Source organism: Gordonia sp. Swx-4 (assembly GCF_030316175.1).
Lineage (GTDB): Bacteria > Actinomycetota > Actinomycetes > Mycobacteriales > Mycobacteriaceae > Gordonia > Gordonia alkanivorans.
On the sequence record NZ_CP128197.1, the window covers coordinates 4,299,090 to 4,317,711 of the forward strand.

The window sequence follows — 18,622 nt, forward strand, 5'->3', positions numbered from 1 at the left end:
CGTTCGGCGTAGCTCGGTCGAAGTCCTTGACCTGCTCATGGACTACCTCATTTCTTCGATGGTGAATCTCCCATTGTTGAAAACGCTAGACCCGGAACGGCCGGCTTCGTGACCGTTTGTGCGAGTCATGTATTCGTCGAGAATCCCGGCGATCCGGATGATCGCCTCGTTCTCGGTCATTCCGAGGTGGTGCACCTCGACGTCGACGTTCGAGATGTCGCCGCGGACGTAGGGCGCCCACCCGTCGTGTCCCACCGCATCCGCTCGCCGGTCGCGCACCGCGGTGAAGTACTGCAGGTCGACGTCGACCACGGGTGGCTGCCAGTCACCCAGCGCCCGGAGCAGCAAATTGTATGTCTCGGTGAGGTTCTCGATGGAATCGGCGTCGATGCCGAGTCCGGTCCCGAGACGCTCGGCGATCTGCTCGGCCGCCTCTTCCGCGGTCGCGTCGGCGCTGACGAAGTCGATGCCGAGGACCGGACCGAGGTTGCTGATCAGTTCACCGGCCGTGATCGTCTGGATCGCGTCGGTGTCGACGGCGTCGGCCTCGGTGTCGAGCATCGCGAGCAGCGCGACCTCTTCTCCGGCGGCCCGCAACTCGGCGGCCACCGCGTGAGCGATCGTGCCGCCCAGCGACCACCCCAGCAGGTGGTACGGCCCGTGCGGCTGCACGGCCCGCATCTCGTCGAGGTAGCGCCGCGCGAGACCGGACACCGTTGTGGGACCGTCCTTCTCGCCACCGATCTGAGGTGCCTGCAGGCCGTACACCGGCCGCCCGGACGCGAGGTGCCGGCCGAGGGTGTGGTAGGCCCACGAGAGACCGGAGGCAGGATGGACGCAGAACAGCGGCGGCTTCTCCCCGCCCGGACGGATGGGCAGCAGGACGTCGAAACCGAGCGGCGGCAGCGCATCGAATTCCATCGACGCGTCGGCGCCCTCGCCGTTGCCCATCCAGTCCTCGATCCGCCGGGCCAGATCGGCCGGGCTCGAGGCGGAGAGCATCCACCGGACCGGGATGTCCATGTGCAGTTCGCTCTTCAGGTCGTTGACCACCTGCACCGACCTCAGCGAGTTGCCGCCGAGTTCGTAGAAGTCGTCGTCGACACCCACCCGCTGCACGCCCAGGACGTGTTCGAAGGTGCGGACGATCTCACCTTCCAGCCACGTCGACGGTTCGCGGAACTGCGCGGTGTTCAGCGTCGGATGGGGTAGTCGCTTGCGGTCGAGCTTGCCCGACGCGGTCAGCGGCACCGTCTCCAGCACCAGCACGGCGGTCGGCATCATGTAGCCCGGCAGCTCCGTCGATGCGAAGGCCGTCACCTCGTCGGTGTCGAGCGATTCGGCATCGCCGGTGGCCGGCACGAGGTACACCGCGAGGAACTCGACGGTCTCGGTCGAGGTGACCGTGGCGACCGCGCGGGCGACCTTCGGGTGTTCGGCGAACACCGCCTCAATCTCCCCGAGTTCGATGCGCAGACCGCGCAGTTTGACTTGGAAGTCGCTGCGGCCCAGGTACTCCAGGTCACCGGACGGGCGTCGCCGCACGAGGTCGCCGGTGCGGTACATCCGCTCCCCCGGTGCGAACGGGTCGGCCACGAACCGTTCCGCGGTCAGGCCGGGCCGGCCGTGGTAGCCGCGGGCCACCTGGGTCCCGGACAGGTACAGATCGCCGGTCACACCCACCGGCACGGGCTGCAGTCTCGAATCGAGGACGTAGGCCCGGGCGTTCCACACCGGCTTGCCCATCGGCACGGCACCCGTGTCGTCGGGATGGGCAGCGTACGCCGTGGCGTGCACCGTGAACTCCGTCGGACCGTAGAGGTTGTGCAGCTCGACTCCCGGCAGCATCCGCCGCACCGCGGCGACCACGTCCGGGCCGAAGGCCTCGCCCGCCACGAGCAGCGCCCGCAATGATTCCAGCGCAACGGTTCTCGCCGAATCGGCGAACACCGCGAGCATCGACGGCACGAACGAGGTGATGGTCACGCGCTCCCGGGCGATCGTGTCGGCGAGGTAGTCGGGGTCGGTGTGCCCGTCCGACCGGGCGATGACCAGTCGCGCTCCCACCACGAGGGTGGCGAAGAGCTCCCATACGGAGACGTCGAAGGTGGCCGGGGTCTTCTGGAGGACGACGTCCGCGACGTTCAGGTCGTATTCATCGCTGATCCAGAGCACCTGGTTCACCACCGAACGGTGCGACACCGCTACGCCCTTCGGCCTACCGGTGGACCCGGAGGTGAACAGGACGTAGGCGAGATTCGCCGGGGTCAGCGGGCCGAGCCGGTCCGCGTCGGTGAGCGGCGCATCGTCGAATGCGTCGAGATCGACACCGTCGAGCGAGGTGAGGACGACGACCGGATCGGCGCACTCGAGCATGTAGTCGATCCGCTCGGCCGGGTGGTCCGGGTCGACCGGCACGTAGGCACCGCCGGCGGCGTGCACCGCGTACATCGCGATGACCTGGTCCAGCGAACGCCGCATCCGCAGCGCCACCAACGAATCGGGTCCGACCCCGCGGGAGACGAACCACCTCGCCAGCCGGTTGACGCGGCCGGCGAACTCACCGTAGGTGAGGGTGACGTCGCCTGCCGTGATCGCGGGGCTGTCGGCGAACCGGGCCGCCGAGTCCGCGAAGAGCGACGCCAGCGTGGCGGTGGGGTCGACGGCGTGAGCGGTCTCGTTGCACCGCACCAGGACCGCATGACGTTCGTCGTCGTCGAGCAGGTCGACCTCGTGGACCAGGCATGCGGGGTCCTCAGCCAGCGCACTGAGCATCCGCACCAGGCGTTCGCCGAAGCCGGCGACCGTCGACGCGTCGAACAGGTCGGTCGCGAAGGTGATCCCGCCGCGGAGCCCGGCCGGCGCGCCGCTCGTGTCGTAGGTGTCGGACACCGTGACCTGCAGGTCGAACAGCGACATCCCGGTGTCGGGTTCGACGGCGGACACCGACAGCTCCGGCAGTTCGATGTCTGCCGACGAGATGTTCTGGAACGCCAGCATCACCTGGAACAGCGGGTTGTAGGCGTCGGACCGGACCGGGTTGAGCTCCTGCACGAGTCGTTCGAACGGGACGTCCGCGTGCCCGAACGCCGCCAGATCGGTGTCCCGCACGTCGTCGATCAGCTCGCGCAACGTCATGTCCGGGCGCAGCCGCGTGCGGAGGACCAATGTGTTGACGAACATGCCGATCAGATCGTCGAGTTCGCGTTCGCCGCGTCCGGCGTAGGGGGTGCCGATCGCCACGTCGTCGGTGGCCGCGAGCCGGGCCAGCAGTGCGGCCAGCGCAGCATGGAACACCATGAACAGCGTCGTGTTGTGGGCGCGTGCGACCTGTTGCAGCGCGGCGTGCAGGTCGGCGTCCACGGTCAGCGGGACGTTACCGCCGGTGTAGGACTGCGCCGGCGGCCGCGGGCGGTCGGCGGGCAGTTCGAGCAGGGCGGGCGCGTCGGCCAGTTGCTTTGTCCAGTAGTCGATCTGCGCACGAAGCAGCGAGTCGGGGTCGTCGGTGGCACCGAGCACCACCCGCTGCCAGATCGCGTAGTCGGCGTATTGCACCGGCAGCGATTCCCAGCCGGGTTCGCCACCGCTGGTGCGGGCCGCGTACGCGTTCATCAGGTCCCGGGCCAGCGGCGTCAACGACGAACCGTCGGCGCCGATGTGGTGGATGACCACCGCGAGCACCCATTCGTCGTCGCCGAGCGAGAACAGCCTGATCCGCACCGGGACCTCCGACGTGACGTCGAAAGGTTGCGCCAGCAGCTGCGACATCGCCCGCGGCATCTCCGATTCGGGCACCGAGCTGACAACCACCGGGACGCGGTCGGCTGCCGGCGGCAGAATCACCTGTGTCGGTTCGGCATCCATGTACGGGTAGACCGTGCGCAGGATCTCGTGGCGGTCGACGACGTCGCCGATCGCCGCTTGCAGGGCATCGACGTCGAGGTGCCCGGACAACCGGACGACGATCGGGATGCTGTACGCAGGTGAGTCGGGTTCGATGCGACTGAGGAACCACATCCGCTGCTGCGCGTACGAGAGCGGAATGCGCTCCGGCCGGTCCAGCGATCCCAGCGGGATCCGTCCGATGGCCGTGTGGGACTCCGCCCGAGCCGCCAGCTTCGACACCGTCGACGCCTCGAAGATCATCGACACCGGGACATTGGTGCCCAGTGCTGCGCCGATCCTCGACACGACGCGGGTGGCGGCGAGGCTGTTGCCGCCGAGGTCGAAGAAGTCGTCGTCGGCACCGACGCCGCCCTCGATCCCGAGGACGTCGGCGAAGACACCGGCCACGATCTCCTCCACCGGGGACGACGGGGCGCGGAAGCGACGGGTCGTGATGAGCGGCGCGGGAAGGGCCTTGCGGTCGAGCTTGCCGCTCGGCGTCAGCGGGATCTCGTCGAGGACCATGACCGCGGCCGGGACCATGTACGGCGGCAGCGAGTCCAGGAGCAGGGCCCGCAGCTTCTCGCCCGAGACGACCTCGCCGGGAGCGGGCACGACGTAGGAGACCAGGCGCATGCCGACCCCGCTGTCGCGCCGCGGCACGGTGACCGCGAACGACACCCCGGGATGCTCACCCAGTGCCGAGTCGATCTCACCGAGCTCCACCCGGAAGCCGTGGATTTTCACCTGGAAGTCGTTGCGTCCCAAGAATTCCAGCGAACCGGCCGCATTCCAGCGGACGACGTCACCGGTTCGGTACATCCGCTCGCCGGACCGGCCGAAGGGATGGGCCACGTACCGCGACGCGGAGACACCGGGGCGGTTCAGGTAGCCCCGGGCCAGTGCCGGACCGGCCAGGTAGAGCTCGCCGGCCACACCCGCCGGCACGGGCTGCATCCGCGGGTCCAGGACCAGTACCTGCATCCCGGCCAACGGCGTACCGATGGTCGAGCGCTCCCCCGCGCCCAGCGGTTCGGTCGCGGTCGCGACGATCGTGGCCTCGGTGGGGCCGTACAGCACCCGGAACCGGCGGGCCCGGGCCGGATCGTCACCCACCCAGCGGGTGATCAGATCGGTCGGCACCTCATCGCCGCCGGACAGAACCTCGCGCAGGTCGTCGAGGCCCTCCGGATCGACCGACGCCAGCGCGGCGGGGGTCACGAACGCGTGGGTGACCCGCTGATCGCGGAGGAAGTCGCCGAGCTCGTTGCCGCCGCGCACATCGGTGGGCGCCACCACGAGCGCCGAGGACGAACTGATCGACAGCAGGATCTCGAGCAGGGAGGCGTCGAAGGACGGCGACGCGAAGTGCAGGACCCGGGAGCCGGGACCGCTCTCGGGATCGACGAACAGTGAGGACAGGTAGTCGGCGACCCCGGCGTGGCTGACCGCGACACCCTTGGGCACGCCGGTCGATCCGGAGGTGAAGACGACCCACGCCGTGTTCTCTGCACGTACCGGCCGCAGGCGTTCGGCCTGCTCGACCTCGGCGTCGTCGAGTGCGTCGATGCGTGCGGCGTCGGCAGGATCGTCGACGACGACCCAGTCGATCGTCCCGGGGAGTCCGGCGCGGGCGCCGAGCGTCGTGATGCCCAGCGTCGCACCGGAATCGGTGACCATCTGATCGATACGGGCGGTCGGGTAGTGCGGGTCGACCGGGACGTAGGCGGCCCCGGACTTGACCACGGCCCACCAGGCGATCACGGAGTCCAGGGACCTCTCGACCGCGACGGCCACCGGCCGCTCCGGTGCGGCGCCCAGTCGGATGAGATGCCGCGCCAGACGATTCGAACGACGGTCGAGTTCGGTGTAGGTCAGCTCGACGCCGCCGGCGATCACCGCAGGTCCGCGCGGGTTGCGCCGGACCGCAGCGGCGAAGACCTCCGACAGGAGCACGGGCGTCGGTCCTTCCACGGCGAGACGCGGACGACCGACGCGGGACAGCAGGTCGGTACGTTCGGCGGCGTCGAGCCAATCGATCTCGCCGACCGGGGTCTCCGGATCGTCGACGATCGCCTCCAACATCCGGCACAGTCGTTGCACGAAGCCCTGGACTGTTGCCGGATCGAACAGGTCGTTGGCGAACATCATCGCGCCCGAGATGCCTCCGGCGGCACCGTTCTCGCCGTACGAGTCGGCGACCACGAGCTGCAGGTCGAACTGGCAGACACCGGTGTCGGCCTGCGCCCGGGACACGGTCACCTCGGGCAGCACGACGTCGGTCTTCGAGAGGTTCTGGAAGGCCAACGCCACCTGGAACAGCGGATGATGTGCCGTCGAGCGCTGGGGATTCAGCTCTTCGACGATCCGCTCGAACGGGACGTCGCCGTGCTCGTAAGCGTGCAGGTCGGTGTCCCTGACCTGACCCAGCAGATCGCCGAAGGACTGCTCACGGTCGAGCGGCGTGCGCAGGGCGAGGGTGTTCACGAACATCCCGACCAGCGGTTCGAGTCCGGGCTCCCCGCGGCCGGCGACCGGGGTGCCGATGACGATGTCGTCGCCACCGCTCAGGCGGCCGAGAAGCGTTGCGAGTGCGGCGTGCAGCACCATGAACAACGATGCGTTCCGCGAGTGTGCGAGTTCCATGAGGCGATCGTGCAGCTGCGCGTCGATCTCCACCGGGACGTGGCCGCCGGACAGGCTCGCGACCGCGGGCCGTGGACGGTCGGTCGGCAGATCCAGCACATCCGGGATCTCCGCCAGCGTCGACCGCCAGTAGTCCAGCTGAGCATGCATGAGGGACTGCGGATCGTCGGGTTCACCGAGGACCCGCCGCTGCCACAGTGCGTAGTCGGCGTACTGGACCTCGAGCGGTTCCCAGGCGGGCTCCTGTCCTTCGAGCCGGGCCGCGTAGGCGACCATGACATCCCGGGCCAGCGGCGCCATGGACTGCCCGTCACCCGCGATGTGGTGGACGACGAGGACCAGCAGGAACTCTCCGGCCTGGTCCAACCGACCGCCGGCCGGCTTGCCGGGCTCGTCGATACGCAGGACGCCCACCCGGATCGGCACCCTGGTGGTCACGTCGAAACCGCGACGGACGAACTCGATCACCACTTCTTCGACCGCGCTCTCGGGCACGTACCGCACCTCGACGGCGGCCGCGACGTGGTCCAGCACCACCTGATGCGGTTCACCGGCGTCGTCGGGGTAGATCGTCCGCAACACCTCGTGCCGGCCGATCACGTCGGCGAGCGCATCCTCGAGTGCCGCGATGTCGAGGCGTCCGGACAGCTTCAGCAGAACCGGGATGTTGTAGGCGGGCGACTCCGGCTCCATGCGATTGAGGAACCACATGCGCTGCTGTGCGAGCGACAACGGAATCCGCTCCGGTCGCGGGCCGCGGATCAGCGGTGCGCGGTGCCCTTCCTGCAGTGATCCGGCGAGGCAGGCCAGTGCCGACACGGTGGGCGCCTCGAACACGGCACGCACCGGGACACGGACTCCCAGCGCCGAACCCACCCGCGCCGCCACCACCGAAGCACTCAGCGAATCGCCGCCGAGGGCGAAGAAGTCGTCGTCGGCACCGACCCGGTCGATCTCCAGGACCGCTTCGAAGGCGGTGGCCACCGCGGACTCCGCGGGAGACGACGGCGCCCGGAATTCCGTTGCCGCGAACACCGGTTCGGGCAACCGGCCCCGGTCCAGCTTGCCGGTCGGGGTCCGCGGGACCTCGTCGAGTACGACGACCGCGGCCGGGACCATGTACGCGGGCAGGCTCTGCGACAGGAAGTCCCGCAATCCATCGCCCGACAGTTCCTCCCCCGGCGCGGCCACCACGTAGGACACCAACATCTGCGGCATCCCGTTGTCGCTGCGGACGATGGTGACCGCGTAGGCGACATCGGACCGGCCGCCGAGAGCCGCGTCGATCTCCCCCACCTCGATGCGAGTACCGCGGATCTTGACCTGGAAATCGTTGCGTCCCAAGTACTCCAGCTGATCGTCGGCGGCCCGCCGGACCAGGTCACCGGTACGGTACATCCGCTCGCCGGTGTCGCCGAACGGGCAGGCGACGAACCGGGCCGCGGTCGTCGTGGGCTTCCCGACGTAACCGTCGGCCAGTCCGGGTCCGAAGAGGTAGAGCTCACCGACGACGCCCTGGGGCACCGGGCGCATCCACGTGTCGAGCACGACTCCGGCGACCGGTCCGATCGTGCGGCCGATGGTCACCGGCCCGTGCGGATCGAGTGGTTCGCTCGCCGTGGCCCAGATGGTGACCTCGGTGGGGCCGTAGATGTTGATCATCTTGCGTCCCGGCGCCCACCGCGCGACCAGCTCCGGGCCGACGGCCTCACCGGCGGGAGCGAGCACGCGCACCGTGTCGAGGTCCGCCTCGGGCACGGTCGACAGGGCCGACGGCGTCACCACCGCGTGCGTCACGTGTTCGCGTCGGATCAGTTCGGCCAGTTCGGGGCCGCCGTACACGTCGGGTGGTGAGACCACCAGGCGGCCACCGGCACCGTGCGCCATCAGCAGCTCGAACACCGAGGCGTCGAAGCTCGGCGAGGCCACCTGGAGAACGCTCGCGGTGTCGTCGGCGAAGAGGACGCGGTGCTGCGCCTCGACGAGCCGCGCCAGACCGCGATGGCTGACGATCACGCCCTTCGGCATGCCGGTCGAGCCGGAGGTGTAGATGACGTAGGCGGTCTGACCGATCCGGATCGGCCCACCGCGCTCGGCGTCGGTGATCGGTGCGTCCGACTCGGCGTCGAGCAGGCACGGGTGCCGTTCGTCGTCGAGTTCGAGCCACTCGATGCCGGGGGGCACGCCGGGACCGTCCAGGGTAGCGGTCCCGGCGTGCGTGAGACCCAGCCTGACATCGGCATCGGAGAGCAGGTATCCGATCCGTTCAGCAGGCAGGGTCGGGTCCACCGGCAGGAATGCCGCGCCCGTCTTGGCCACCGCCCAGATGGCGACGACCGCGTCGAGCGATCTCGGCAACACACAGGCGACCACATCTTGTGATCCGACTCCTCGGCGCAGGAGGAGTCTGGCCATTCGGTTCGACCGCTCGTCGAGCCAGCGGTACGACACCGACGCACCGCACGTCACCGCGATGGCATTCGGTTGGCGGGCAACGGATGCGGCGAGGATGTCGGGCAGCGTCGCCGGCCGGAGATTCCGCGGTGACGCAGGCAGATCCAGTTCGCCACCGCCGTGCGCGAGCACACCCAGGCGGGTGTCCGGGTCGTCGGCGATCCGGGCCAGGCACTCGACGAAGAGGTCGAGGATCTCCCGCGCCCGGGTGGGGTCGAAGTCGCTGCGGCGGAAGCGCAACGTGATCGACAGACCCGGCTCCCCCTCTCCCACATCGTTCTTCGGTGCGACGACGAGACTCAGCGGATACGGGGTGGCATCGACGCCGGTGATCCCGTCGACGCGGAGTCCCGCCGAGGACACGAGCTCCTGCAGGGTCGACTCGCGAAGCGGGAAGGACTGGAAGGCGAGCGCGGTGTCGAACATCTCCGAGAGCCCCACCGCCCGGTGGATGGCCGGGAGTCCCACGTAGTGATGGTCGAGCAGTTCGGCGTTGCTGTCCTGGGCACCGACCAGCAGGTCGCGCAACGACGCCGCGGGATCGAGCCGGACCCGGACCGGGACGGTGTTCAGGAACATGCCGAGGGCCTGCTCGACGCCCGGCAGTTCCGGCGGTCGTCCGGCGACGGCCGAGCCGAGGATCACGTCGGTCTCGCCGGTCAGCACACGCAGGACGAGTGCCCACGCCGTCGACACCGCGGTGCCGACGGTCACCGCGGAATCTGCTGCCACGGAACGCAACCGCAGGAACTCCTGGGCGGGCAGCTCCGCGCCGACCTCGCCGGCCAGATCACCCGACATCGCCGGGTCGCGCCGGCTGACGCGGGTGGCTCCCTCGACGTCGGCGTAGGCCCGAGTCCATGCGGCGATGGACGCCTCGTGGTCCTGCCGGGCCAGCCAGCGCAGGTAGTCGCGGTACGAGGGCGCGGACCCGGCGTGCTCGATCCGCTCCGGCTCGCCGTAGAACTCGAGGAGTTCGCCGATGAGCAGCGGCATCGACCAGCCGTCGAGGATCACGTGGTGATTGGTGATGTGCAGTTCGAACGCCTCGGCGTCGAGACGGATGAGGGTGAACCGGATGAGCGACGGGATGCTCAGGTCGAAGCCTGCATCCGCGTCCTCCACGGCGATGCGCTCGGCCTCCTCCCCGGCCCGGTCGGCGGGCCGGTCGGACAGGTCGATCTCGCGGAAGGCGACCTCGGCGTGGCCGACCACGACCTGGCGTGGGCCACGGGAGGTCTCGACGAAACCCGCACGCAGGATGTCGTGCCGGTCGACCAGTGCCTGCGCGGCTCGACGCAGCCGCGACCCGTCGAGGTACCCGGACAACCGGATCGTCGACTGCACGGTGTAGTTGTCCGCCGTGTCCGGGTCGAGCGTGGAGTGGAAGTGGATGCCGGACTGCGTCGGCGACAGCGGCCAGATCTCCGACAGTTCCGGGTACCGATGACGGAGGTTCTCCGCATCGGAGTCGCAGACGTCGGCGAAGTCATCGGCGGAGAGCGCCTCGTGATCGTCGGAACCGGTTTCCACCACGGCGACCGGCCGGGCAGCGTCGTCGTGTCCGACGCTGCCCGGATCGACGAGCGCTGCCAGAGCGGCGACCGTCTTGGCCTCGAAGACCTGGCGGCCGGTGATGTTCAGTCCGGCCGACTTGGCCAGGGCCACCAGTCGCATCGAGACGATGGAGTCGCCGCCGAGGGCGAAGAAGTTGTCGTCGGCGGTCACCGCCTCGAGGTTCAAGGCCTCGGCGAACAGTCGGGATATGAGCTCCTCGGTGGGTGTCGACGGCGCTCGGCCGCCGGCGCTCTCGGCGCGGAAGTCCCACGCGGGGAGAGCCTTCCGGTCGACCTTGCCGGTGCGGGTCACCGGCATCGCCGGCAGCTCGAGGATGGCGGTCGGAACCATGTAGCGCGGCAGCGATTCCGCGAGATCGGCGCGTAGCGCGGTGACGTCGAGCTGCTCCCCCGGCGTGCCGACGACGTAGGACACGATGACCGGCTGACCGGTCGGCCCCGGTTGGACCAGGGTGACGGCCTGCGCCACGGCCTCGTGCCGTGCGAGATGGGCGTCGATGTCCCCGGTCTCGATGCGCAGGCCGTGGATCTTGACCTGCTGGTCGTTGCGTCCCAGGTAGTCCAGTTCGAGTCCGTCGCGTCCGCGAATCCATCGCACCTGGTCACCGGTGCGGTAGATGCGTCCGCCGGTCGCCGACCGCGGGTCCGCGACGAACCGGGAGGCGGTGAGGCCGGGCCGGTCGAAGTACCCGCGGGCCAGACCCGGTCCGCCCAGGTACAGTTCGCCGGCCACGCCGACCGGGACCGGACGCAGCCATGCGTCGAGCACGACCGCGGACACTCCGCGGACCGGTTCCCCGATGGTCACCGGTTCCCCGGGCTGCAGGTCGTCGGCCGCGGTGGCCCAGATCGTGGTCTCGGTGGGTCCGTAATGGTTCATCAACCGGCGGCCGGGTGCCCAGCGGTTCACGATGTCCGCGCCGGTGGCCTCGCCGACCACCGCGATCGTCGCCAGCGACGGCACCCGTGCGGGGTCCATCGTGTTGAGGGCGGTCGGCGTGATGATCGCGTGCGAGATCTGCTCGGCCCGAATCAGTTCCTCGAGATCGACGCTCCCGTAGACGTCCTGGGGCGCCACCACCAGGCAGGCCCCGTTGCCATGGGCGAGGAGGACCTCGGAGACGCAGGCGTCGAAACCCGGGGAGGCCACCTGCAGGACTGCCGAACCTGGCAGTACACCGAAATAGTCGGCGAGTGCGGTGACCCGGTCCCGCAGCCCCCGATGGGCGATGTGGACCGCCTTCGGCCGCCCGGTCGACCCGGAGGTGAAGATCAGGTACGCACTGCTGTCGGCCTCCACCGGGGTCGTCGACCACTCCGCCTTCGCCCCTTCGTCATCCGACCGGCCGGCGGCGTCGAGGACGAGCCAGTCCACGGAATCCGGGAGGTTCTTCGTGACCTCCTCGACCGTGATGCCGAGCGTGCAGTGAGAATCGGCCAGCAACTCGGCCAGGCGGTATGCGGGGTTGCCGGGATCGAGGGCGACGAAGGCCGCGCCCGACTTGGCCACCGCCCACATGGCAACGATCAACTCGACCGACCGCGGGAGCGCCAGCGCGACGAAACCCTCGGGTCCGGCGCCGCGGCGCATGAGTTCACGGGCGACACGATCGGCCCGTCGGTCGAGCTCCCGGTACGTCAGCGTGTTCTCTCTCGAACGCACGGCCGGCATGTCGGGGTGGCGGCGCGCGGTGTCGGACAGGATGCCCCGGAGTGTCCGCGGTGTCATGGCCGGCGGCCCCTCGACGCGGGCCAACTCCGCCCATTCGGTGTCCCAGCACGGAGAGACCGTCGCGACCTTCCGGCCCGGGTCCGCCGCGATCTGACCCAGCAGCATGACGAAGCGCTCGAGCAACAGCCCTGCGGACTGCGCGTCGAGACGATCGGAGGCGTACTTCAGGATCAGCTCGTACTGCCCCGGCTCGCTTCCGGCCCGCGACGGCCGCGGCGGCGTGACCTGGAGGCTGACCGGATACGGCGTCGCATCGTGAGCGACGACGCCCTTCCACTGCAGCCCGGCATCCGCGAGCGCACCCGCCACACCTTCGGCGTCGATGGGATAGGACTCCAGAACCGTGGCGGTGTCGAAGATGTCGGCCATCCCCGCGGCCCGCTGGAGCTCGGCGAGGCCGATGTTGCGGTGATCGAGCATGGCGGCCTGTTCGGCCTGCGCCCGCGTGAGCAGCTCGGTGACGGTCTCGTCGGGATCGAGCCGGACCCGCACCGGCAGGGTGTTGATGAACAGGCCGATCATCCGCTCGATCCCCGCGATGTGGGCCGGACGATCGGAGACCGTGTTGCCGAACACCACGTCCGACCGACCGGTCATGGCGGAGAGCAGCAGCGCCCAGGCCACCTGGATGGCGGTGTTGGGGGTGACGCCGTGGGCGCGACCGAGTCCGAGCACCGCGTCGGTGGTTGCGGCGTCGAGGTCGAGGTCGACCTGTGCGACCTCGGCGGTGGCGACCCGCTCCGGATTGCCGGTCAGTCGCGTCGGGCTCTCGATGTCGGCCAGCATCTCCTCCCAGGCCTCGACCGTCGCCGCGTGATCCTGGGAATCCAGCCACTGCAGGTAGTCCCGGAAGGACCGCGGTGTGGGCAGCCCGACCGCGGCGCCGTCCGTCGAGTCGGTGATGTAGAGCGCCAGCAACTCCTGGACGACCAGCGGCATCGACCAGCCGTCGAGCACGATGTGGTGATTGGTCAGCAGGAGCATGAACTCGTCGTCGTCGACCCGGATGAGGTGGAACCGCATCAGCGGTGGCCGTGTCAGGTCGAAGGGGGTCGCCGACTCGGTGATCAGCCGACGCAGTTCGCGGTGCCGCTCCCCGGGATCGGCGATGCCGGTGAGGTCGGAGTCCGTCCAGTCGACGGCCACGTCATGCAGCAGGAGCTGGCGCGGACCGGCGGCGGTCTCGACGAAGGCGACGCGCAGGCTGTCGTGACGGTCGATGAGCGCCTGTGCGGCGCGCCGCATCCGCTCCGGCCGCAGCGATCCGCCGAGGGTCAGTTCGGCCTGCACGACGTAGCCGTCCGCGCCGCTGACACCGCCGGCGGCGTTGGTGTCGATACCGTCGTAGGTGGCGTGGAACAGGAGCCCGGCCTGCAGTGCCGTCAGCGGCCAGACGTCGACCATCGAGGGGTGATCGCGCAGCCAGCCGTCGATCTCGTTTTGCGTGGTCTCGACGAGCGGGAAGTCCGACGGGGTGTACCCGCCGGCGTCGTCGGCCCGGGCATGGCGGGCGAGTGCCTCGAGTGCCTGCACCCACAACTGCGACAGTTCTTCGACCGCGGCGCGGTCGAGCACCAGCGAGGCGAACTCCCACACCGCGTCGAGTTCGAGGCCGTCCGAACCCGGCTCGGCGATCGCGTTGATGTCCAGGATCGCCGGGAGGGCCATCCACGGGTCGGCGGTGCCGGCCAGCGCGTCGAATTCACGCGACGGCGTCCACGGCCCGAAGACGTCGCGGGTGCCCGCGCGGCCCAGGTAGTTGAAGCTGATCTGTGGTTCGGGCCGGTTCTGGAGTTCGTTGCAGCCGACCGGATCCAGGTGCCGGACCATTCCGTAACCGATGCCGTTGTCGGGCACCGCGCGCAGGAACTCCTTGACCCGCTTGATCGCCGTACCGGCGGCTGCCCCGCCGGCGAAGGCGTCGTCGAGGTCGATGTCGTCGAGGTCGATCCGGACCGGGAACCGTGAGGTGAACCAGCCGACCGTCGCCGTCAGATCGGCGCCGGGAACAGCCGACTCCTCACGGCCGTGCCCCTCGAGTGCGATCAGCTCGCCACCCGGCGCCTCGCCGTGCAGCGACCGCCAGCGCGCCAGCGCGAGTCCCAGTGCCGCGAGCAGCGGGTCGTTGGGGCTGCCGTGGAACCGGCCGGGGATGGTCGTCACGATCGTCTCGGTGACGTCGGCGGGAATGCGCATGCGCACGCGTCCCGCCGAGGCGGTGATGTCCCGGTCGGGGTCGAGCGCGCGTGCGCCGACTGGGCGGTCGCCGGCCGCGAGGGTGTCCGACCAGAGATCGAGCTCGGCGGCGGTACGGCCCGAGGACCTCTCGACCAGGCCGTGGACCCAGCGGCGCACGGAGGTCGTCGGCGTGCTGAGCTGCGGGTCGCCGCCCGCGGCGATCTGACCGTGGGCGACCGCGAGGTCGCTCAGCAGGATGCGCCACGACACGCCGTCGACAGCGAGGTGGTGGATGACCAGCCACAGCAGGTCCGGCTTCGAGCCGTCGCGGTCGCGCAGCCAGACGAATCGCGTCAGCAACCCGGCGCGCGGGTCCAGCAGATCGGCGGCCGCTTGTAGTTCCCGGTCGATCTCGTCGGCGTCGCGACGCTCCAGCCACACCTCGGTCAGCGTCTCCTCGACGTCGACCGACCCGTGCTCCCGGACCTCGACGAACCCCTCGCCGGCGTGGTCGCGCAGGACCGCGCGCAAGATGTCGTGGCGGTCGACGAGAGCGCCGAGAGCGCGCACGAGGTCGGGTCGCCGGAGATCGTCGGGGAGCTCGATCAGCGCGGCCTGTGCGAAACGGTCGATGTGTCCCCGCTCGAGCATCGCGTGCATGATCGGCGCCAGCGGGAACGAACCCACGCCTGCGCCGGGGAGTTCCCGAAGGGTGTCGTCGGCCGACGCGTCGGTCGCCCGTACCGCGAGAGCCGCGACGGTCTTGCACTCGAACACGTCCTGGGTCGAGAACGCCAGCCCGGCGGCCTTGGCCCGGCCCACGAGTTCGATCGAGGAGATGCTGTCGCCGCCGAGGACGAAGAAGCTGTCGTCGGCACCGACCTCGTCGACACCGAGGACCTCGGCGAACAGCTGTGCCAGCCGGTATTCCCCGGGCGTCGACGGTGGCCGTCCGGTGCGGGCGGCCGCGAAGACCGGAGCAGGCAACGCCTTCCGGTCGACCTTGCCGAACGCGTTGAGCGGCAACGCGTCGAGCGTGGTGATCACCGCCGGGACCATGTGCGGCGGAAGCGATTCGCGGGCGAACCGACTCAGCTCGGAGACATCGATCCGATGGTCGCGGACGGGCGACACGTACGACGCGAGCACCGTCGCGCCGGCGTTGTTGCGAACCGGCACGGTGATCGACGCCTCTACGTCGGGGTGGCCGACGAGAGCCGCGTCGATCTCGCCGGGCTCGATCCGGTAGCCACGGATCTTCAGCTGGAAGTCGGTGCGACCCAACAGTTCCAACGACAGCGCGGCCGGACTGCCGACCCAGCGGGCGAGATCGCCGGTGCGGTACATCCGTTCGCCGGGCTCGCCGTGGGGGTTGGCGACGAACCGGCCCGCGGTCTGCGCGAACAGATTCGCGTAACCGCGCGCGAGACCCGGCCCCGCCAGATACAGCTCGCCTGCGGTACCCATCGGGACCGGCTGCAGCGCGGGGTCGAGGATCATCATCGACGCACCGCGCACCGGACGGCCGACCGTCAGGTCCTCGGCCGGGTCGATGACACTGCTCGCCGCGGTGATGGTCGCCTCGGTCGGCCCGTACTCGTTGATCATCCGCGCACACCGCGTCCAGCGTTCGACGATGCGCGGCGCGGTCTTGTCGCCGCCGACCATGACGGCCCGCAGGTCGGTCAGGGCTTCCGGCTCGACGGTGGCCAGCATCGCCGGCGTCAGCGTCAGGTGGGTGACACCCTCGTCGGCCAGCAGGCGGGTGAGGCGCTCCCCGCCGATCACGTCCGGCGGCACGACGATCAACGCGGACCCGTTCGCGAAGCAGGTCAGCAGCTGTTCCATCGACGCGTCGAAACTCGGGGAAAGGGCATAGGACACCCGTGATCCCGAGTCCAGGCCGTAGACCTCGGATCGGTCGGAGATGAGGTTCGCGAGGCCGTTGTGCGTGACCTGGACGCCCTTCGGCACACCGGTCGATCCGGAGGTGTAGGTGATGTACGCGACGTTGTCCGCACGCAGCGGACGGATGCGGTCGCGGTCCCCGATCACTTCGTCCGGGGCGAGGGCGGCCCCCTCCCCGAGACCGCCCTCGCCGTCGACGATCACCGTGGGCATCGACTCTGGGAGCCGGTCGGTGAATTCGTCGCCTGTGATGGCCACTTCGGCGCCGCTGTCGGCGACGATGTGCTCGATACGCTTGCGTGGGTAGTCCGGGTCCACCTGAACGATGGCAGCCCCGGACTTCGCAACCGCCCACGCGGCGGCGACGGACTCGGCAGACCGTCTGAGAAGAATCGCGACCGACGTGTCCGGCCCGCAGCCCATGTCGATCAGGCGGCGCGCCATCCGGGACGACACGGCGTCGAGTTCCCGGTAGGTCAGCCGGCGGCCGTCCGACGCGATCGCGACGTGGTCGCCGTTACGCGCCACACTGTCGGCGAGGATGTCCGGGAGAAGCTGCGGCGCAACATCTTCCGAACCGCGCACGGGCAGGAGCGCGTCACGCTCGTGCTCGTCGAGCAGCTCGAGCAGGCCCACCTGGTCGTCCGACGCGCCTTCGAGGAACTCGTGCAGGAACATCAGGAACCGACGGTGATGGTCGGCGAGCTCGGCGGGCGTGTAGACGTTCGGATTGCCCTGGAAGTCGATGTGCGTGCTGTCGTGACCCGCACCGGGATAGATGTTGACGAAGAGGTCGGAGGTCGGGCCGGACGTCAGCACGTGCAGGCGACCCGCCACGTCGCCGAACACGACCTCGCTGTCGATCATCATCAGGTTGACGGCCGGACCGAACGACGACGCCTCGTCGCGCGCGATCCCCATGTCGCGGAAGATGTCTTCTTGGCGGTAGCGCTGCCGCCGGAGTGCGCTCAGCAGCTCCCCCTTCACGGCGGTGACGACCTCGTCGAGCGTGCAGCCCGCGACCGGGACCCGCAAAGGCACGACGTTCGCGACCATGCCGCCGGAGCGTCGCAGGACTGCCGAATGCCGCCCCGAGACCGGCAGGCTCAGGAGGACCTCGGGACTTCCGGTCATCCGGGCGAGGTAGACGGCGAAGGCGGCGACGATCACCGGGGTGACCCCACCGTCGTGCGACGCGTCGTCGAGGAGACGCGCGGTCTCCTCCGGCAGCGGCGTGCTCACGAGGGTCGGGTGCAGCGTGGGCTTACCGAGTCGGCCGGCGAGACTGACCACCGGCGGGGCACCTTCGAGGTGTTCGCTCCAGTACTTCCGGTCGTTCTCGTAGCGGGTCGACCCGGGATAGGACGCGTCCTGCTCGATGATGTCGGCGAGATCGCTTGCCTTGCAGGGTGGCGGCTCCTCACCGTGGATGCCGGCGTTGTACCGCTCGGTGATCCGCCGGACCATCGTGACCGCACCGAATCCGTCGAGAGCGATGTGGTGTGCACGCAGATACCAGAAGTAGTGGTTCGTCCCGACCCGATAGACGACGCTAGTCATGAGGTGGTCCACGAGGAGATCCAGCGGCCGCGAATAGTCCTCGGACATCAGACGATGCGCGGTCCCGACCGGGTCGGGCTCTTCACGCAGATCAAGGGTGTACACCGGGGCCCCGTACGCCTCGTCGACGTACTGTCGCGGCTCGCCGTCGACCTCGATCAGCCGCAGGTATCCGGAACCGAACTCTGTTCCGGTCGTCCGTGCGGCGTCCTCCAGCACGTCGGTGTCGAGTTCGCCTTCGATCTCCACGTACTGCGCCACCGAGATCGGCAGGTCACCCGCCACGTGCTGCGCGAACCAGATGCCCCGCTGCGCCGCGGACAGCGGCAAGGTGCCGACCCGTGACCGAGCACCCGAGTCATCGTCGAAGGTTGACTCGAAGTTCTTCTCTGAGATGGTCACGCGGCCTCCCCATGCGTCCTCATCGACTGCACCCGCCGAGCCTGGGGGCACAGCCCGGGCGGAATCGTCAGACCACAAATTGCCCGTCTCGCGCCTGAAGCGAGAATGGGCAATGCAGCCCCCCTGGATAGTTGTCGCCCCGCCGACAAGAACTGACCGTACTCTCGCGAAACTTTCCGCCACAACGATTTCCGAGAAGCTAGATCGGTCATACGACCCAGGAGAGAAAGGTCTCGGAATGATGACATCCGCCGATTGGTCCGATCGGATGACATTCTCC

General features: G+C 69.4%; 1 protein-coding gene. It reads right to left on the reverse strand.

The window, feature by feature from the left end; translation table 11 throughout:
• Positions 1-42: 42 nt before the first annotated feature.
• A complete protein-coding gene (locus PWF70_RS19515) occupies positions 43-18,342 on the reverse strand; it encodes a non-ribosomal peptide synthetase (protein WP_286352736.1) in 18,300 nt (6,099 codons plus the stop codon).
• Between the last annotated feature and the right edge of the window lie 280 nt (positions 18,343-18,622).